Annotated in this window: 19 protein-coding genes; 11 read left to right on the top strand and 8 right to left on the bottom strand. The window is 57.2% G+C overall.

Annotated elements, in window-relative coordinates:
- Position 1: 1 nt before the first annotated feature.
- Both ACR0ER_RS10320 and dksA read right to left on the bottom strand, forming a co-directional pair.
- Positions 2-1153, bottom strand: a complete 1152-nt coding sequence (locus ACR0ER_RS10320) for an FAD-dependent monooxygenase (RefSeq protein WP_480768842.1) — start codon at positions 1151-1153, stop codon at positions 2-4.
- Positions 1154-1224: 71 nt separating this feature from the next.
- Positions 1225-1647 (bottom strand): RNA polymerase-binding protein DksA, encoded by a 423-nt coding sequence (gene dksA, locus ACR0ER_RS10325; RefSeq protein ID WP_170329440.1) that lies wholly within the window; start codon positions 1645-1647, stop codon positions 1225-1227.
- Between the two features lie 370 nt (positions 1648-2017).
- On the opposite strand from dksA, the gene ACR0ER_RS10330 reads away from it, so the two are divergent.
- The 7 genes from ACR0ER_RS10330 (at position 2018) to ACR0ER_RS10360 (ending at position 8943) form a co-directional block, all read left to right on the top strand.
- Entirely contained in the window at positions 2018-2863 is an 846-nt protein-coding gene (locus tag ACR0ER_RS10330) for an AAA family ATPase (RefSeq protein ID WP_170329074.1), read from the top strand.
- 176 nt (positions 2864-3039) lie between these two features.
- Complete coding sequence (locus ACR0ER_RS10335) at positions 3040-3429, top strand: N-acetyltransferase family protein (RefSeq protein ID WP_480768895.1); 390 nt, start codon at positions 3040-3042, stop codon at positions 3427-3429.
- Positions 3426-4793, top strand: a complete 1368-nt coding sequence (locus tag ACR0ER_RS10340; RefSeq protein ID WP_480768843.1) for a DUF2927 domain-containing protein — start codon at positions 3426-3428, stop codon at positions 4791-4793. Before ACR0ER_RS10335 ends, ACR0ER_RS10340 begins: the two co-directional genes overlap by 4 nt.
- Before the next feature lie 3 nt (positions 4794-4796).
- Positions 4797-4967 carry a hypothetical protein gene (locus ACR0ER_RS10345; RefSeq protein WP_170329078.1) on the top strand — a complete coding sequence of 57 codons (171 nt, stop codon included), beginning with the start codon at positions 4797-4799 and terminating at the stop codon, positions 4965-4967.
- A 3-nt stretch (positions 4968-4970) separates the two neighbouring features.
- Positions 4971-6155, top strand: coding sequence for a vWA domain-containing protein (locus ACR0ER_RS10350; RefSeq protein WP_480768844.1), 1185 nt, complete (start codon positions 4971-4973; stop codon positions 6153-6155).
- Positions 6156-6330: 175 nt separating this feature from the next.
- A complete protein-coding gene (locus tag ACR0ER_RS10355) occupies positions 6331-8160 on the top strand; it encodes a hypothetical protein (RefSeq protein ID WP_480768845.1) in 1830 nt (609 codons plus the stop codon).
- Between the two features lie 93 nt (positions 8161-8253).
- Positions 8254-8943: a M48 family metallopeptidase gene (locus tag ACR0ER_RS10360; protein ID WP_480768846.1), complete on the top strand. Its 690-nt coding sequence runs from the start codon at positions 8254-8256 to the stop codon at positions 8941-8943.
- A gap of 67 nt (positions 8944-9010) precedes the next feature.
- On the opposite strand, the gene ACR0ER_RS10365 is transcribed toward ACR0ER_RS10360, so the two are convergent.
- From ACR0ER_RS10365 to ACR0ER_RS10390, 6 genes are all read right to left on the bottom strand, one after another.
- Complete coding sequence (locus tag ACR0ER_RS10365; protein WP_480768847.1) at positions 9011-9553, bottom strand: RSP_2648 family PIN domain-containing protein; 543 nt, start codon at positions 9551-9553, stop codon at positions 9011-9013.
- The gene (locus tag ACR0ER_RS10370; RefSeq protein ID WP_480768848.1) at positions 9550-10752 is read right to left on the bottom strand and encodes an RSP_2647 family RNA methyltransferase; all 1203 of its coding nucleotides are present in this window, start codon (positions 10750-10752) and stop codon (positions 9550-9552) included. Before ACR0ER_RS10370 ends, ACR0ER_RS10365 begins: the two co-directional genes overlap by 4 nt.
- A 38-nt stretch (positions 10753-10790) precedes the next feature.
- The gene (locus ACR0ER_RS10375) at positions 10791-11063 is read right to left on the bottom strand and encodes a hypothetical protein (protein WP_480768849.1); all 273 of its coding nucleotides are present in this window, start codon (positions 11061-11063) and stop codon (positions 10791-10793) included.
- Positions 11050-13839 (bottom strand): [protein-PII] uridylyltransferase family protein, encoded by a 2790-nt coding sequence (locus tag ACR0ER_RS10380; RefSeq protein ID WP_480768850.1) that lies wholly within the window; start codon positions 13837-13839, stop codon positions 11050-11052. Before ACR0ER_RS10380 ends, ACR0ER_RS10375 begins: the two co-directional genes overlap by 14 nt.
- Positions 13836-14225: a DUF4440 domain-containing protein gene (locus ACR0ER_RS10385; protein WP_480768851.1), complete on the bottom strand. Its 390-nt coding sequence runs from the start codon at positions 14223-14225 to the stop codon at positions 13836-13838. Before ACR0ER_RS10385 ends, ACR0ER_RS10380 begins: the two co-directional genes overlap by 4 nt.
- Before the next feature lie 1132 nt (positions 14226-15357).
- The gene (locus tag ACR0ER_RS10390) at positions 15358-16455 is read right to left on the bottom strand and encodes a hypothetical protein (RefSeq protein WP_480768852.1); all 1098 of its coding nucleotides are present in this window, start codon (positions 16453-16455) and stop codon (positions 15358-15360) included.
- A 794-nt stretch (positions 16456-17249) separates the two neighbouring features.
- On the opposite strand from ACR0ER_RS10390, the gene ACR0ER_RS10395 reads away from it, so the two are divergent.
- The 4 genes from ACR0ER_RS10395 (at position 17250) to ACR0ER_RS10410 (ending at position 19465) form a co-directional block, all read left to right on the top strand.
- Positions 17250-17672: a DUF2852 domain-containing protein gene (locus ACR0ER_RS10395; protein ID WP_480768853.1), complete on the top strand. Its 423-nt coding sequence runs from the start codon at positions 17250-17252 to the stop codon at positions 17670-17672.
- A 66-nt stretch (positions 17673-17738) separates the two neighbouring features.
- Positions 17739-18170 carry an RDD family protein gene (locus ACR0ER_RS10400; RefSeq protein WP_480768854.1) on the top strand — a complete coding sequence of 144 codons (432 nt, stop codon included), beginning with the start codon at positions 17739-17741 and terminating at the stop codon, positions 18168-18170.
- Between the two features lie 75 nt (positions 18171-18245).
- Positions 18246-19070: an arginyltransferase gene (locus ACR0ER_RS10405; RefSeq protein ID WP_170329105.1), complete on the top strand. Its 825-nt coding sequence runs from the start codon at positions 18246-18248 to the stop codon at positions 19068-19070.
- A 5-nt stretch (positions 19071-19075) separates the two neighbouring features.
- Positions 19076-19465, top strand: a complete 390-nt coding sequence (locus ACR0ER_RS10410; RefSeq protein ID WP_480768855.1) for a VOC family protein — start codon at positions 19076-19078, stop codon at positions 19463-19465.
- The last annotated feature ends 66 nt before the right edge of the window (positions 19466-19531 follow it).

The raw sequence follows: 19531 nt of genomic DNA on the forward strand, positions 1-19531 counted from the left end.
ATCACGCGGTTGCGTCATAGCTGTAGATCCACTCGTATTTCTTTGCCAACTGAGACCCAATAGCCATCAGCGCCATCTGCGCCGCCAGTCGCATCGGGCCACGCAGGTGGAAGTTGCGCGCGTTTGCTCCTGCAGCGGCGACCACTTGCCTTGCCCTGGGTCGGCGTTGGTTTTCGTAGGCAGCAAGGGCTTGTGTCGCACCTGACTGGCTTTCGAAAGACCGCGCCAAAATCCATGCATCTTCCAGTGCAAGACAAGCCCCTTGAGCCATAAATGGCAGCGTTGGATGCGCGGCATCGCCCAAAAGCGCCAGACGACCGTTCTGCCAACTTTGCGCGATGGGTCGCAGAAACAGGGCCCAGAGGTGAGCCTCGGTCACTTCGGCCAGAATATCATCCACGGGTCCACCGAAATCGGCGAAACGCGCGCGCAGGTCATCCGGGTCGCCTTGCAGACGCCAGCCTTCCTCCTGCCAATCCGACTGCTCCTCGATCGCAACCACGTTCATCATACGTTGATCTCGCAGCGGATAGGTGACCACATGACGACCCGGGCCCATAGTCAACGATGCCCGCGGCATCTCTTCGCGCTGCGACCATGGGATTGTCGCACGCCATGCGATTTGATGGGTGAACTGAGGGTCCTCAATACCGTTCAGGATCGGCCGGATGGTGCTACGCCCGCCATCCGCGGCAATCACACATTCCGAACGCAACCTCTCTCCGTTATCCAGCACAACCTCGGACTCGCTTGGGTGCTTAACAACATTGGACACACGCGCGCCAAGCCGAACGTCAACGCCGGCCTTTACAGACGCGCGGTGCAACAGGTTCAGAAGGTCAGCGCGGTGATAATAATAGGTTGGACCGGCGGCAGGCGCAGGAATCCGGCTGATCAAACGGCCTTTACGGTAGTCACGCAAGATCGTTCCGTGCGACAGTTGCCCGTTCTCGGGTACGTTCCCAACAACACCCAGCGCCCGCAGAACCGCCATCCCGTTGGCGCTGATCTGCAACCCAGCGCCAACCTCGGTCAGGGCCGGTGCCTGTTCCAGAACCGTAACCTGCGCCCCGCGCTGCCGCAGCGCCAGAGCGGCCGCCAGCCCCCCTATTCCGCCACCGACGACGCTGAACTTCAATCCGTCAATATTCATGGCACCGCCTTAAAGCAAAAACGCCGAGGCGACAGGCCCCGGCGTTTTAGATTTTCCGAATTTCCCAGCGATCAATCGTCGCGGTGAACTTTCTCACGGCGCTCGTGGCGCTCCTGAGCCTCAAGCGTCATGGTCGCGATCGGACGCGCATCCAAACGCTTCAGCGAGATCGGATCGCCCGTCATCTCGCAATAGCCATATTCACCCTCGTCGATGCGGCGTAGCGCCGAGTCGATCTTGGCCACCAGCTTGCGCTGACGGTCGCGGGTGCGCAGCTCCAGCGCGCGGTCGGTTTCCTCGCTCGCGCGGTCGGCAACGTCCGGAATGTTACGGGTGTTGTCCTGCAACCCTTCGATCGTGTCGCGGCTGCCTGCCAATAATTCTGTCTTCCAATCCAGCAGCTTGCGGCGGAAATACTCAAGCTGACGGTCATTCATGAAAGGCTCATCTTCGGCCGGACGGTAGTCCTCCGGCAGAAAAACTTCCTGCTTCATCTTTGCTCCCTCGGTATGGCCATAAACGTCGGTAGCGGTTGTTTCACCTGACATTTGGCTCTCCCTTCTGCGGAGCGTGTATCCGACGCGCGTTGGAATGTCACTACACAAACGTCGCAATGATACGTTACGTCTCCGGCTTGTCTAAATATGAGACATGTAACAACAAAACCTTGTTTTACTGTGGAATTCGTTGGGCATTTCTGCGGCAAACCACAACCAATGGGACATCCGTTAGCCGCCGAATCAAGCACTAGGAACCAGAGTCGCGGGGAAATTCCCGGTGCTGGACGCCGCGGCCCGCTTGTCAAAATCGTTGCCTCTCTGTAACCCAAACGGCACAAATCGCGCGAAACCACACGAGGGGCTCATGACCGCACGTTTCCAAGGCACCGCAGAGTATGTTGCCACTGATGACCTGACCATTGCGGTGAACGCTGCCGTGACCCTGGAACGACCCCTTTTGGTCAAAGGCGAACCGGGCACCGGTAAGACCGAACTGGCCAAACAGGTGGCCGGCGCGCTGGGTCTTACGATGATCGAGTGGAATGTAAAATCCACCACCCGTGCCCAACAGGGCCTGTATGAATATGACGCGGTCAGCCGCTTGCGCGACAGCCAACTGGGCGACGAGCGCGTGCATGACGTTTCGAACTACATCCGAAAGGGCAAGCTCTGGCAGGCATTTGATGCCGACGAGAAAGTCGTTCTGCTGATCGACGAAATCGACAAGGCCGATATCGAGTTTCCCAATGACCTGTTGCAGGAACTCGATAAGATGGAGTTTCACGTCTACGAAACAGGTGAAACGATCCGCGCCAAGCACCGCCCTATCGTGATCATAACATCAAACAACGAAAAGGAACTGCCCGACGCCTTCCTGCGCCGCTGTTTCTTCCACTATATCCGTTTCCCGGACGAGGCGACCATGCGCCGGATCGTCGAGGTGCACCATCCCGGCATCAAGGATGCACTGCTGACCACTGCGCTGACCCAGTTCTATGAAATCCGCGAAACGCAGGGGCTGAAGAAGAAACCTTCAACCTCGGAAGTGCTGGACTGGCTGAAACTTCTGCTGGCTGAGGACCTGACATCCGAGGACCTGAAGCGGGATGGAGCCAATGCCCTGCCCAAACTGCACGGGGCGCTGCTGAAGAACGAGCAGGATGTGCATTTGTTCGAACGTCTAGCGTTCATGGCGCGGGCCAAACGTTGATCCTGTTGAACCTCCGGTGATCGCCGCTTGCCTTGGGCTGGCCGGGCTGTCAGCATTGCAGGTGGCGGTCCGGTGCATCCGGGCTATCTGAGGCCGGACAAGACGGGGAAATTTGATTGGCTGATACTCTGACCATCCGCGCATTGCGGCACGAAGACCGTACTGAATGGTCCGACATGTGGCGAGACTATCTGGCTTTCTATGAAACGACGGTTCCGGATGAAATTTATGGCACCACCTTTGCCCGCCTGCTGGGCGATGATCCACATGATTTCTCGTGCTTTGTTGCCGAAAAAGACGGGCAACTGGTTGGGTTGACCCATTACCTGTTTCACCGGCATGCCTGGAAGGTTGAGAACGTTTGCTACCTGCAGGACCTTTTCGCCCGGCCTGAGGAGCGCGGCACCGGGGTCGGACGCGCTCTGATTCAAGCCGTTTATGACGAAGCTGACCGGCAAGGTGCCCCATCTGTCTATTGGTTGACGCAGGATTTTAACCACACCGCCCGCAAGCTGTATGACCGTATCGGCAAGAAGACGCCGTTCATCCGGTATCAGCGCCCATGATGCAATGGGCCGTGATCCTTGCGGGCTTGGCGCTGACAGGCTGCGCGACTGTTGAGACAAGCGAAGTCCCGACCCGCGTGCATGTCATCGAAGAAAAACTGCCACCAACCAAGTCATTCTCTCGTTCTTCCCCCACACCTGCCAGCCGGTCGAATGCCAATATCGCGGATGATTTCGTGTCTTTGCATTTCGCGCTGGAGGGCGGTGCGCAATTGCCGGTGTTCACGCGGTTCGAAACTCCGATCACTGTGCGCCTGACCGGCGCGCCCACGCCTTCGATGCAGCGGGACCTGACCCGTTTGCTGAACCGTTTTCGCAACGAGGCCGGGATCAACATCAGCCAGATTTCGGAAGGTTCGGCAAACATCACCATAGAGGCGGTCAGTCAGGAACAGATCCACGAAGTCCTGCCACAGGCGGCCTGTTTCGTTGTTCCCAATTCTTCCAGTTTTGAAGAATACCGCCGCGACCGGCGCAAACAGAAAAGCAGTTGGTCCCGGCTACACAGCCGCGAACGTCTTGGGATCTTTATCCCTTACGACGTCAGCCCGCAAGAAAAGCGCGACTGCCTGCACGAAGAGATCGCACAAGCGCTTGGGCCGTTGAACGACCTCTATCATCTGCCGGATTCGGTGTTCAACGATGACAACATTCACACCGTTCTGACCGGTTTCGACATGCTGATCCTGCGCACGGCCTATTCTCCCGAACTGCGCAGCGGCATGACCCGTGAGCAGGTCGAAGCCGCCCTGCCCGGCATTCTCAGCCGCCTGAACCCTCGCGGAGACACCTTGCCCGCGCAGCAGGTATCTGAAACACCTCGTGAATGGATTAACGCAATTCAAAGATCTTTGCGCCCAACTCGTGGGACGCAGAGACGTCAGAGAGACGCCCAACTGGCCGCGCGTATCGGAAAGGAACAAGGCTGGACTGATCACCGCCGCGCCTATCCCTACTACGTGATGGGCCGGATGGGCCAGTTTGACAATCCGCAGGAGGCTTTCCGCAACTACCAAATCGCACTGCAGTACCTGCGCGCCACCCCGGGCACCGAGGTCCATCAGGCCTATATTACCACGCAAACCGCCGCCTTTGCGCTGGCTCAGGGTAAGGGGCCCGAAGTTCTGCCAGAACTGAACAAGGCCATCGACGTGATGACGCGGGCCGAAAATGCCTCACAACTCGCCACGTTGCTGCTGCTCAAATCCGAGGCTCTCAATCAAGCGGGCCAGACTGCACAGGCACGTTCCGTCAGGCTGGACAGTCTGGCATGGGCGCGTTACGGCTTCGGCTCGGAAACGGTGGTCCGGTCGCTGATGCAGGACGTTGCGGAAGGACCCCCCAACAATAACAGGGGCGGATAACGCATGGTCGTGGTTTTGGGAATGGCGATACTGGGGGCAATCCTAGGGGCCCTGGCGGCACGCAAACGAAATGGCAGCGGTGCCGACATGGCGCAATACGCCGCCGGGTACGGCATCGCCTTTGCGCTGGTCGGACTGATACTGTCCCTGATCCTTGTAAGATTTGTGGTATAAGCAATGTTCCTGCCCTTTTTTGAAAACCTCCGCAAAGCTGGCATTCCCGTTTCCTTGCGCGAATACCTGACCTTTCTGGAGGGTATGAAAAAGGGTCTGGCCACCTATGATGTCGAGGCGTTCTACTACCTCGCTCGTGTCTCGATGGTGAAAGACGAACGCAATATCGACAAGTTCGACCGCGCCTTTGCCGCCAGTTTCGAGGGTTTGAACGAGATCAGCTTTGATCAGGTACTTGAGGCTGTCGATATCCCTGCCGACTGGCTGGCCAAAATGGCCGAAAAACACCTTTCCGAAGAAGAAAAGGCCGAGATCGAAGCCCTTGGCGGCTTTGACAAGCTGATGGAAACGCTGCGCGAGCGTTTGAAAGAACAGCAAGGTCGCCATCAGGGCGGCAACAAATGGATCGGTACTGCAGGGACATCTCCGTTCGGAGCTTATGGGTATAATCCCGAGGGCGTGCGGATCGGTCAGAAGGAAAGCCGCCATCAACGCGCCGTCAAGGTCTGGGACAAGCGTGAATTCAAGAACTTGGACGACACAGTTGAACTAGGCACCCGCAACATCAAGGTTGCGCTGAAACGCCTGCGCCGCTGGGCACGTGAGGGGGCTGCCGAGGAACTGGATCTGGACGGCACCATCCGCGCCACCGCCGAGCATGGCTATCTGGATGTCAAAACGCGCCCCGAACGTCACAACGCGGTCAAGGTGCTGTTGTTTCTGGACGTGGGTGGCTCGATGGACCCGCATATCAAGGTGGTGGAAGAGCTGTTCTCGGCCGCCCGGACCGAATTCAAGCATCTGGAATACTACTACTTCCACAACTGCCTTTATGAAGGCGTCTGGCGCGATAACCGCCGCCGTTGGGACCAGCAAACGCCCACGCATGAGGTGCTGCGGACCTATGGTTCGGACTACAAATGTATCTTCGTCGGCGACGCCTCGATGAGCCCCTACGAGATCGCCTATCCCGGCGGTGCCAATGAACACTGGAACCAAGAGGCCGGTCAGGTCTGGTTACAGCGCGCACGAGACCAGTGGCAGTCAAACCTGTGGATCAACCCGGTGCCCGAGAAATACTGGGGCTACACCCACTCAATCGGCATGATTCAGGAGATATTCGAGGACCGCATGGTCCCGATGACGCTGGCCGGGCTTGAACAGGGGATGCGGGAGCTGACGCGTTAGTTTTCCTTCGCTCGATCAATGAGCAGGTAATTGCAGTGCAGTGCGAAAGCCAAAATACTAAAAACCTTTTATTTCCAACTCGCTGACCCGTCATCCGGCAGCAAGTGACCAGATTTCTCAACCACATCCCATTTTTGTGATATGTTCGGCAAAGGTTGAGTGCTGGGGGGCTAAAATGACCAGGTTCAAACTTCGCGCATTTCTTATTTCGACTTTGGCATCGGTATCGCTGGTTTTTGCTTCCGTAACGGTTGCCACAATTGTTCTGACGCCTGACTCTGCGTTTGCTAAAGGTGACAAGGGCAAGGGTGGTGGTAATGGCAAAGGTGGCGGAAAAGGCAAAGGTGGTGGAAAAGGCAAAGGTGGCGACAAAGGCAAAGATGGCGGAAAAGGCAAAGGTGGCGGACATGGAAAGGGGGACGGAAAGGGCAAAGGGAACGGCAAGGGCGGCAATGACAAGGCTGGAAAAGGGGCCGACGCCGGGAAATCCAAGTCCCGAATTGGGAAAACTCGCAAAGAGCACAAGTTCACTCAAAAAAACAAAACGTTACGGAACTCAAAAACGAACAAGGGCAATAAAGAAAAGCTTCAGAGAACATCGTTGGCCGACTTTGGACGCGAGTTCAAACGAGATGTTGAAGAATTGTTTGGCAAACGTTCAGGGACCAATCGTTCAGGAACAAAGTCAAAGCGAAATTCGGTCAAGACAACTCAAAGGACCTACAGGAAAATTACGAGCGCGCCGATCGAAGAATCCCTTCGTCCAGTTACCCGCAGAGACAAACGCCACTCTTCCTATGACGGAAAGAAACCGGGCAAGCGGTACTACCGCGACCCACTTGTAGAAGCTATCACTGATCCCTACGGGTCGGACAAACTGCGCAATCTGAATGCCTCAAACGCAGCTGCTTCGGCGTTCAGGAATGCTTCGGCCAACAGTAATGTTGGAAAAATCGCAACATATCAGGCAGCCGCAGACAATTATTACGATCTACAGTCAGAGCTGTATGACACCCGACGCGACTTGCGGGACCTGAATAAAAGCTACGACGGACGCAGCAGTCACGAGATTGCCGACGATATTGCTGATCTCGATCCAAATGATCCAAACTATGATGACAATCTGGACTCGCTGGAGAATGAACTCCGGGATGCAGAAAGATACGAAGAAACCCGTGATGATCTGCGCGGAGATATCAAGGATCTAAGGGCTGAAACCGGTGATGCCTTGCACGACGCAGAAGCCGCTTTTTTTGATGCATCCAAAGGGCGCACTTTGACACGCAGTACCCTTGGCGACTTCCATTCGAACTTGAATTTGCCACAACCAAAAGATCGCTACCGGTACGACGCGGAAATACAGCCCGAACCCTATGGCATAGACGATCCCCGCTATTCCAAAGAACGTGAGTATCAGCCTGATGAAACCGATTACCAACTTGGTCACGATCAAGCCCACTATGGCGATCATAAACGGGAAAAACACCGCTACCGCGATCCTCTAGCGACGGCAATTAGCGATCCCTATGGCTCGGATAAACTGCGCAATCTAAATGCTTCGAACGCAGCTGCTCCGGCTTTCAGGAATGCTGCTCCCAACAGCAATGTAGGAAAAATCGCAACTTATCAGCAGGCAGCGGCCGACTATTATGACTTGCGCTCGGACCTGTACGATGCCCGGCGCGAACTTCGGGACCTGAACAACCGCTATGACGGTCGCAGCAGCGATGAAATTGCAGATGACATCGCTGATCTCGATCCAGGTGATCCAGATTATGATGACAATCTCGACACGTTGGAAAAGGAACTACGCGTGGCGGAGGCCTACGAAGAAACCCGTGATGATCTTCGTTCTGAGGTAAAAGACTTACGCGTCGATACGACGGTCGCGCAAAAACAAGCTGAGCGCGCCTTTTTTGATGCGTCAAAAGGCTCGACGTTGACCCCGGATACACTTACCGAACTACACGGGAATTTGGATCTGCCGACAACAACCGATCGATAGCAACGGACCAAACCCCGCCTTCACGGGCAGCAAATCGGCAAGCCTTTAGGTTTACGGCTTGCCTCACCTCTCTGCGTTGCCCATATCTAAGCTATGCTTCGCCTAACCCCGATCCTTCTGGCCATTGCCTATGCCATTGTCATGTACCGGATATCCGTATGGCGTACGCACAGGGAACTGGACGCGAAATCGACCGAATTGGCCGATCCGGCGCTGAAACGTATGACCGACCGGCTGGCGGCAGCGTTGGAGATCGACCGGGTGCCCGTCTATATCTATGAGATCGACCCGGTGAACGGGCTGGCCGCACCTGATGGCCGGATATTCATCACTCGCGGGTTTTATCGCAAATTTCGGAACGGAGAGGTCTCGGCCGAGGAAATGGCCAGCGTTATCGCGCATGAGTTGGGGCATGTGGCGCTGGGGCACGCACGGCGGCGGATGATCGATTTCTCCGGTCAGAACGCGTTGCGGGCCGCGTTGATGATGCTGTTTGCCCGGTTTATTCCGTTCATCGGCGCGTGGATTGCCAATATGCTGACGCACCTGCTGGCCTCACGCCTGTCGCGCGGGGATGAGTATGAGGCAGATGAATACGCCGCTGCTTTGCTGACCAAGGCCGGGATTGGGATCGGGCCGCAGAAATCCCTGTTTCACAAGCTGGAAGGCCTGACCCAGCAACGCGCCGGGGTTGTGCCCGCATGGCTGATGAGTCACCCCAACACGGATGAGCGTATTGCAGCGTTGGAAGCGCTTGAGCAGCGTTGGGGCGCTAGCAAATAGGTTCGGACGCGTAGGGCCAGCTCTACAAGCCCTCCCAGGTTTTTTACCAGTTGAAGATGGACCAGCTTTAGGCAGTGAGGGCTTTGCCCAAACGCGGCAGACGAGCTTTTTTCATGAGCGCCCGCAGGGTCCATTGGTCGCCGGACAGGCGATTGGCCTCGGCCAGAACGCGGTTGGCTGTGTCAGCCATGCCATCAGGGTCAGTTTGCCAGAAACCTTGCAGCAGACTATCAGGGTCGCGGCGCTCAAGCCCTTCTTCCGACAGGATATTTCTTGGGAAGTCCTTGGCGTTGACGGTGACTATGACGTCTGCCGAGGCTGTGACAGCCGTGGCAAGAACGTGAATATCGGCGCTGTCAGGCAACCAGAGCCGCTGTTCAACACTCGGCCGGGCCGCGCGTTCTGCGTCTGGCCAAAACGTCTTTGTCAGGGCGATTTCGGCGCGGGCCTGTGCCTCGCCATCCGGGCCTAGTTTTCGGGCGGCGCGGGCCCATTCTTCGAGGATGCGGGCCGACCAAATGGGTTGAAAGTGGCCACGCTTGGCCGCGCCCAGCAGCATCTCTCGCATCACGGTGGGGTAGATGACGCAGGTATCCAGAACCGCCTTCACAGCCGGTAGAACACGGCTTTGAGGTAGCCGCTTTCAGCCAGTTGTGGCAGTTGCGGGTGGTCAGGTCCGGCAAAGCCAGTGTGGATCAGTTGGGCCTGCCGTCCGGCCCGGCCAATGCCGCGCGACGAAGCATCGCGGAAACGGCCCAGATCGGCAGCGTGGGAACAGGAGCACAGGCCAAGGTAACCGCCGGATTTCACCAGTGGGGCCGCCAGCCGTGCGATACGTTCATAGGCGCGAAGCCCCGCATCCAGCGCCTGTTTCGAAGGCGCAAAGGCGGGCGGGTCGCAAATGACCACGTCGAATTGCGCACCTTCCTCGCCCAGTTGCGTCAGTACGTCAAAGGCATCGCCCTGCCGGGTTTGGAAGCGGTCAGCGCAGCCTGAAGCGTTCGCGCCCTGTGCGGCCAGTTCAAGCGCTGTAGCTGAGCCGTCAACGCACAACGCCTGAGCGGCTCCTCCGGCCAGCATCGCCAGACCGAACCCGCCCACATGGCTGAATATGTCCAGCACCTGCGCGCCCGGTTGGACTAGTCGCGCGGCGAAGGCATGGTTGGGCCGTTGGTCGTAGAACAGGCCGGTTTTCTGACCGCCGGTCAGGTCTGCCATATAGGTGGCCCCATTCATCGGCACCGGCAGCGGTGCATCGGGCGCGGTGCCGCGTAATGTTTGGTTCTCGTCATCCAGCCCCTCCAACCTCCGTGTGCGGCCCGAGGCGTTTTTCAACACCGTCGTCACCCCGGTGACACGGACCAGAGCATCGGTCAGCGTGTCCAGATGCGCCTCGGCCCAGGCCGCGTTGGGCTGTATGACACAGGCGTCTCCGAACCGGTCAATGATCACGCCGGGAAATCCGTCCGCTTCGGCGTGGATCAGGCGGTAATACGGCGCGTCGAACAGGCGTTCGCGCATGTCCAGTGCGCGGCGCAGGCGGGTTTCGAACCACTCGGCGTTCAGTTCGGCGCCCAGATCGCGATCCAGAACACGGCACATAATCTTGGACTCGGGATTCACCGCGACCAAAGCGATGGGCGCGCGTTTCTCGTCCTCGAGCACGGCCAGCGCTCCAGCTGAAATTTTGCGGGTCCGGCGGTCGGTGACGATGTCATTGGCGTAGACCCACGGGAAGCCATGGCGCAGGCCGCGCGCATTGGCTTTGGGTTTCAGGCGGATACGGGGGCGGTCAGTGGCTTGGGTCATGACGCCCTATTAGAGGCGAACGCGCCGGGGGGAAAGCCCTAGCGGGGCCGGGATCGCCAGCCACCGCGCCGTTTCGGCGCCTGCGCGGATTGCAGCCCTTCAGCCAGAACTTGCGTCATCGGGTGATCGGCCTCTTGCGCGGCGTAGACGGCGTGCAACTCGGTCAGGGCCTGTTTTTGGTCGCGTTCCGCCGGCAGGCTCAGCGCCCAGTCCAGAAAAATGCTACGGCATTCGGGCAGAGTGATGCCGTCGATGCGATAGGCCTCGCGGATCAGGCCCTTGTGATCATTCGGATCGTCATTGCGCGGCATCTTTCCCCTCCTCGATCACGCTGCCGATAATCCCGGCGGCGGTGGTATAGCTGTCCTGCAAGGCGGCCTGAAGCTGTTCGACCTGTTCGAACCCGGTAGCACGGCACAGAAAGGCCGCGCCGCCCTCGCCGATCTTGTCGGCCTCGATCACCTTGCCCGACAGCAACCGGGCCGCGCATTGCACCAACCAGCATAGATCGTAGCAGTCCTTGAGCGTCTGCGCCTGAGCGACGTCCAGCAATTCGGCAGCGACAGCGCCGTCCAGCCCGGACTGCACGTCGCGATGCACAACGCCTGACAAGAGCGCCCCGGTTTCGGCCACCAATTCGATGTCCATCATCCGACCGGCACCGTTCTTGGCGTCCCAGATGCCCGCAGGGGATTTGGCCGCCGCCAAACGAACGCGCATCTCGGCTACTTCGCGCAGGACTTTTTCCCGGTCTTCGGGCTGTTTCAGGAAATCAGCACGGAAGCTTTCGATGTCCTTTGCCAGCCCAGCGTCGCCCGCCACCACGCGGGCGCGGGTCAGGGCCAGGTGCTCCCACACCCAGGCCTCGTTCTGCTGATAGTTGGTGAAGCTGGCCCAACTGGTCGCCACCGGCCCCTGATTGCCTGAGGGGCGCAGACGCATATCGACCTCGTATAGCCTCCCCTGTGACATTGGTGCTGACAGCGCGGTGATCAGCGCCTGCGTGAACCGGGCGTAATAGGTGCGCGTTGCCAGGGGGCGCGGACCGTCCGACATATCCTGATCCTGCGGGTCATAGATCACGATCATATCCAAATCGGATTGCGAGTTGATCCGCCCTGCCCCGATCGACCCCATGCCCAGCACCGCCGCGCCGCGCCCCGGCGCGGGCCCGTGTTTCTTGGCGAATTGTTCGACTACACAAGGCAGGATCGCGGCGATCACCGCACTGGCCAGTTCAGCGTATTGCTGTCCGGCCTGTGCCCCGTCGATCAACCCTCGCAGGTGATGGACACCTATGCGGAAGTGCCATTCCTTGCACCAGCGGCGAGCGTAATCCAGCTGCGTTTCATAGTCCGCCTCCTGCTCCAGCGCCTGTGAAAGCTCGGCCTGCAACACCGCCTGCCCCGGCCAGTCGTCAAAGAAACTACCACCGATCACGGCGTCAAATACGGCGGCATTGCGTGACAGATGCCCGGCCAACGCGTGTGAGGTCCCCACGATATCCACCAGCAGATCGATCAGATGCGGGTTGGCTTCGAACAGAGAAAACAGCTGCACCCCAGCAGGCAGGCCAGACAGGAATCCGTCCAGCGCTAGCAGCGCCTCATCCGGCTTTGCGGTTTTTGACAGGCGTGAGAGCAGTTCGGGCTTGAGCCGCTCGAAAATCCGCGCGCCCCGCTGCGAGCGCAACGCCGGATAGGTAGGCCAACGCGCCAGAACGCTTTGATCGAACTCAGCCTCTTTGACCGGTGCTGAAGTTGAGGAGCCGGGGGCAAAGAACCCTTCGGTCAGCTCATGCACCTCGGTCAGGCGGCGGGTCAGGTCGGCGGTCAGTTCCGCGCTGTCGATACCCATCAGACAGGCCACGCGCTCGATGCCGTCCTGCGATTGCGGCACCTTGTGGGTTTGCGAGTCGTGAACCATCTGGATGCGGTGTTCGACCTCACGATGGGCGCGGTAATGGTCGGTCAGCTTGTCGGCAACCCCCTGCGGCACCCAGCCTTTTTCAGCCAACGCAGCCAGACCGGGCACCGTGCCCCGCACTCGTAAATCGGGGTCGCGGCCCCCGGCAATCAACTGGCGGGTCTGGGTAAAGAACTCGATCTCGCGAATGCCACCCTGCCCCAGCTTCATGTCATGGCCCGGAATAGCCAGCGTACCGCCGGTGCCCTTATTCTCTCGAATACGCAGACGCATGTCGTGGGCGTCCTGAATGGCGGCAAAATCCAGATGCCGTCGCCAGACGAAGGGACGCATCGTATCAAGGAAACGCTGCCCCGCAGCAAGATCACCAGCGCAAGGCCGCGCCTTGATATAGGCCGCGCGTTCCCACGTACGGCCGAGGCTTTCGTAATAACGCTCAGCCGCCTCAGCCGCCATGCAGACCGGCGTCACGGCAGGATCGGGGCGCAGGCGCAAGTCGGTTCGGAACACATAACCATCCGCAGTCTTATCGCTGAGCGTAGCGCAGAAGTTGCGGGTTGCCCGCACCATGCCGTGCCGTGCGTCGTAGAAATCGTCAGGGTCAAAACGTGTTTCATCGAACAGCACGATCAGGTCGATATCCGAGCTGTAGTTTAGCTCATGCGCACCCATCTTGCCCATCGCCAGAATGATCATCCCGGCGGCGGTTTCGACGTCATCAGGCCCCATTCCGGGCAGTTTTCCGCGCCGGATCAACGCCGCGATCTCGGCCTTGGCCGCCACATCCGCCGCCAGCGCGCCGAAATCGGTCAGCGCCGCCGTCACCTTCTCTAGCGGCCACGCACCGGCCAGATCGGCCAGCGCGGTTAGCAGCGCCAACTGTCGTTTCGCCCGTCGCAGGCCCGGCTTCAACTGATCGGATGGCAAAGATTTGGCCGCGTCCATGACCTCGGACAGCGCCTGATCCGGCTGCTGCAGAGCCTGCGGCAACCAATCACGTTCATACTCGATCAGGCCTTTAAGATAAGGGCTGGACCCTGCCGCCCCCGCAATCAGTTCGCCCTGTTCGGGCGTGACGTCGGGCACCAAATTCAGCGCCTCACCGCCCAAAGAGGCATCAAAGGCGCGCGGGACTCGGTGGATGGTCAGCGGTCCGGTCATTGCACCTCCAACGGGGTGTCTTGGTTGAAACTGTTGACCCAGACGTCCAGGCGGCGCTCCCACAGGGAGGAGATCAACATCGCCTCCCACGACTCGGCTTCGGGGCGCTGATAGCCCGCACGGTAGGTCAGCAACACGATGTCCGGGGTTAATACACGCAGTTTTGTCTCGCTCAATTCATACCGTGCCATGGTCGGCGCATCGGCAAACTGCCCGACATGATCGTCGCGATTGGCAAAACCGGTGGGATACACACCCAAGAAATCTGCGCTCAGAAGCGCCCGATCAGCCGAGGCATTGCCATCAACCAGCGCAGCCCAGACCTGCTTTTCCAAAGTGAGAATATCGTCCAGCGCCGGAGGGGTCGTGTTGTCAGTATTTTGCATGTGCGAAACTTGTGTAGGGTGGCACATTAATCTGCAGTAAGACCGGAAGAGGCCGGAAGGATCCGGAAGCGCCAATAAACAAGGTGTATGAGGCCATTTAAAAGGTCCTTCCTGCCTGATCGGCTGTTGTCTTTCAAAAACCGTGTATACGGCGTTTAAGCCCAATTGCCGAGATATTGCGACACATATATTTGCAAACTCGGTAAACGCGCTGATCGCTTTTTAATAAAGGGCTTAGACCGCCGCAAAGGTGTGTTTCTTGCTGCTAACAACGGGGAAAACTGGCCCAGGAATAGGGAAGAGTGCTTCCCATTTTGGTCCGCAGCTCCCAGAAAGGGTGTACCCTTGCAAAAACATATAGTTAGCCGATTGACACCCTAAAAATTGAGGTACGAACCGGAAAGCGGTTTTAGTCTTTTGACACTGTAGCCTGACTAGGAGGTTTCTGAAGATCGCCCTTGTTGCACTCAGTTCCACCCAACGCCCAATACTCGAGCTAGGATCGATGAAAACTTTGCGAAATTTGCGCGGTAAGGTGCCTTTACTGAGACTTTTGTATTTGGACCTGCCCTCTCCATTTTGACCATATCAAAGGTAATTGGGCTGACGCCGGATATCCCATGGTAAATTTCACCATATCCGAGGTCGGTATAGAGTTGCGCATCGAACGTTTTTCCTGAGGTGGGCGACGCAACATAGACGGTTCCAGGGCGAACACAGATTCTCATCGTCTGTCAGGTTCGTGTGTATGTAGCCTGATATCCGTCAGAAACAAAAAAGCGCTTGTAAAAAGGTGAAAAAGCAACCTGCTGTTGGTTCTGGCATGCGGTTAATGCGGCTAGTGAAAGTACACTCAGAAAATTGAAATTCTGCATACCAACATTAGTCAAAAAACTAGGGACTTACTTGGCACCTACGATCCCGGACATAACTTCTGCAATTCGCTATAGGTTCATTCGTACGTTGAACATGAAATCACTTAAGTCGTGACCTTCGCGCGACCTAAGAACCACTCGGTCGGAGCTTTGCCTCTCGCCGATTGTCTTAGCTAAAAATACGGGCGCATTGCCCACGTATAAACGACTAAGCGCCCATAACTCAGACGGGTCAGCGCACATTGCCATCTGCGCGGTTAAGTACCGAATTTACGGAGGTGAGTTGGATGAATGATGCGACTGGTTTTTCGGTCTGGCATAGGGCGTTGAGCGTAGTAGCGCACGGCTAACAAATAAACGAACAGCGGCACCTTGTGGCGTAAACCGACGCCGGGTGTATAAGATGAGATGCCAAACACAATATGGCAAATCAAAATAGCTGAGATCGCCACAAACAATGGCGCCAGCCTTAGCTTCCAGCACAAAATGACGCACAACACGGAGAAGAGAGCACTGATCGCACCTATGGCTAGCGAAATCGCTCCCGTGTTGGGCGCAAAAAAAGGGAACGTGAATTGTAGTATGGACAGAGCCACACCTGTCGGATGATATGGAAAACCAACATAGAACAGCCATCCAGCGTAGGACGTATCACCCCTCTCCGTGGCAATTCTGAGCTTTGATTCTACAGCTGACAACGCGGCGTCAGGCCCTGAAAAAATGTAGGCCTTGGAAACTGACGCAGCGAACAAGTCCCAATACACGAAGAACAGCAAAGCAGCCGAAAGAAGCGCTATCAAAACCAGCTTGAGATTGCGTAAAAATACCGAGGCTACAAATAGGTTACCTGGGTGCGCCAACACGAGTGTAAAGAATGCGGATACCGCAAGCACAGACGATCGAACCGATTTTGCGGGCGACCGCAGGAATGATGGCGGGTTCATGGAAATGAAAGCAACATAGATCGCCAAAATGCAATAGGTCCACTCGCCCATTCCACTGGCTGTCTGATAAGCGGTATAAGTCAGCGCGATCACGAAAAAGATGTTCTTCCTAAACATCCCGGCCATATCAAAGCACTGCTTATGTAGCTTAAAAGCAAGCCATCCGAACAAGACAGGCCACAACGGCCCCAAAACTGTGCTCATTAAGCCTAAAACGTATGTGTGAATACGATCACCACACAGCGATAGGCTGAATTGACACGAATTAGCTGTTTCGACATAGGCAATTGTGTCAGCCACAGGACCAATAAAAACCCCAGCTGCCGCCAGCAACTGGACCAAGAGTGCGGCGAGGACAATCAGGATGAGTCTTGCACTCACAACAAAGTTCTGAGCTGCCAGATAGGTCATGAAGGCGGACACATATCCGAAAGCCATTAATCCGAAAGACAACCGCCCAACCTATCCTGAATTGTTTGCTGTTGACGAATGAAATGATCCGCCAAGTCATTAGTGGCAATGATCTCGATTGGCAAATCCATTATGATGCTCGTGGAGATTGCCGCCTAGGTCCTGCTGGTGCTGCCGTAACTGTCCGATCCCAGGGGAGCCCCGCGCATAAAACGATCGCTTAAAACGCCTCGAGGCGGCGCGATTTAAACACTGGATACGCTCACAATTGGGGAATCTGCCTAGATGCCGGTCTGGCTCAATAACATCCCTCTCGACCTACAGTGCGAAATGCGGGCTCGCGACGCGGAGGATAGGGAATCCACCGTGCGCACCTAGGCCAAGACTCACAAGTTGCGTCTCAAGGTGCATTGGCATGTGGATCTGAGACGGGCGATAGCAACGCTGGACAGCTTTCGTTCTACGGCAGGATAGCAGGACAGTTGGATTCGGATCAAAGAATGGATGGAAAGTTACGGTGTCCCGGCGGCCTCAAAACTATCGACCCGGCCGGAGCTCACCAGTTTCAGATATTAGGCCTTCAGGTCAAAAAAACCGGTTGCTACAAACATCTATGTCAAACTCTGCAAAAGTCTTGTCACACTAAAACCTGCGCCTGATCCGGGATGAGGTCAATCAAAGAACGCGCCAAAATACCCAATGTAAATCTTTTTCACATCGCCCCCTTGCAACCGGCTGCGCGCTCCCCATCTTAACAATGTGAAAAAGATTTACATAACCCCCGGAGACCAACAATGACTGCACTATCCGACCCCGCCGTCCCAGAAAATCCGGGATGGCTGCACCGTATCGAAGCCTGGCTTGACGACAAGGGCAAAGGCGCCTGGATCGTCGTCATGGTCCTTGGGTTCATATTCTTCTGGCCCGTCGGCCTCGCTCTTCTGGCCTATATGATCTGGAGCAAACGCATGTTCAGCAAATCCTGCAGCCGTCGCAAATCCTGGCACAGCCACATGAGCGCCATGAAGCCCTCGGGCAACAGCGCGTTTGACGCCTATAAGTCCGATACGCTGGCACGGCTGGAGCGTGAGCAGCAGGACTTCGAGGCCTTCCTGCGTCGCCTGCGCGAAGCGAAGGACAAGGCTGAATTCGACCAGTTCATGGACGAACGCGCCCGTGAAAACCGCGATGAGGCCGAAAACGGCGAACGCGCCTGATCCAACCTTGCCCTGTCCCGCCTTTCGGGACAGGGTAAACCCATTCAACGACGTGGAATATTCTGAATGACCCACCTGCCCGATCCAGACAGCCAACCCGAGTTTTACCAATCGGTGGCAACCAAACGCTTTGTCGCATGGCTCTTTGACATCGCCTTTATCTCGCTGCTGTGCATCGTGCCGGTATTTCTGACATTTGGCGCGGGGCTGTTCTTTCTGCCACTGATCTATGGCGTCATCAGTTTCGTCTACCGCGTCGTCACGATAAGCAACGGATCGGCAACGCTGGGCATGCGCTTCATGGGAATCGAACTGCGCGACGCCTTTGGTGCCCGCATGGACATGGGCAAGGCCGTGGCTCACACCGCCGGGTATTTTATCAGCATGGCGTTTTTTGTGGTCCAGATTATCTCGGTCATCATGATGCTGAACAGCGCGCGTTGCCAGGGTCTTACCGATGCGTTCCTTGGTACGGTGATGATCAACCAGCGGGCATAATAATCAACCAATTGAATCACTTGGCTGCATGGGGAACCGTTGCTATCATCGGTTCCCAGGAGACGCGGAAACTTCATGCGACACACGCTGCCAATTGCGCCGCAGTTCTATGTGACGGCCCCCCAGCCTTGCCCTTATCTTGAGGGCAGGATGGAACGCAAGCTGTTCACGGCACTGCAGGGTGAAGGGGCCGATCAGTTGAACAACTCACTGTCGCAACAAGGGTTTCGCAGGTCTCAGAACGTACTCTACCGCCCGTCTTGCACTGATTGCGCTGCCTGTCTGTCCGCACGCATAGATGTCTCGGCCTTTCGTCCCAGCAAAAGTCAAAAACGCGCCGCGAAGCGGAATTCCTATCTGCAGCGCCGGGCGAACTCGCCCTGGGCGACAGATGAGCAGTATGAGCTGTTCCGCCGCTATCTTGATACCCGTCACGCCGATGGCGGGATGGCCGATATGGATGTGTTCGAATTCGCTGCGATGATTGAGGAAACACCAATCCGCAGCCGCGTTGTCGAATATGCCGACCCCAAGACCGGAGAACTGATTGCTGTCAGCCTGACCGACGTACTGGATGACGGACTAAGCATGGTCTATTCATTCTACGATCCGGAACAGCCTCAGAACTCACTGGGCACGTATATGATCCTCGACCATATCGACATCGCGCGCGAGGCAGGCTTGCCTTACGTCTATCTCGGCTACTGGGTGCCCGGTAGCCCAAAGATGGGTTACAAGGCTCGGTTTTCGGGTCTTGAGGCCTACATGCAGGGCAACTGGACCCGTGTCGACAATCCGGCCGCATTGGCCGAGGCCAGCCATCACCCCCTGTCAACAGCGCCGATCGCCGAGCAGGTCGCGGGCATCCAGCTGCCCGACCGTCACCCGACCAAGGGCTGAACCCCATGCGCCAGAGCCTCTTTGCCGTCACTCTTGTGGTGCCGGACTACGACGCCGCCATCGCGTTCTACACCCGGACACTGGACTTCACGCTGACGCAAGACATCGATCTGGGCGACGATAAGCGTTGGGTGCTTGTGACACCCCCGGGTGCGGCTAGTGGATCCCTGTTGCTGGCTAGGGCTGACGGCCCGAACCAGATCGCTGCCGTCGGCAACCAGACCGGAGGCCGCGTCGGCTTTTTCCTGCAAACGGATGACTTCGACCGCGACCACGCTGCAATGCGCGCCAAAGGTGTCCACTTCGAAGAAGACCCGAGACAAGAACCCTACGGCACAGTCGCCGTCTGGCGCGACCCGTTCGGAAATCGCTGGGATTTGATCCAGTTCACCTGATCCGTCCTTCATCTGGCCAAAAATATCTCGGGGATGAATTGGCCGCAGGTCAAGAAGGGGCTGGCC

The sequence above is a fragment of the Ruegeria sp. CH8 genome, assembly GCF_056536985.1.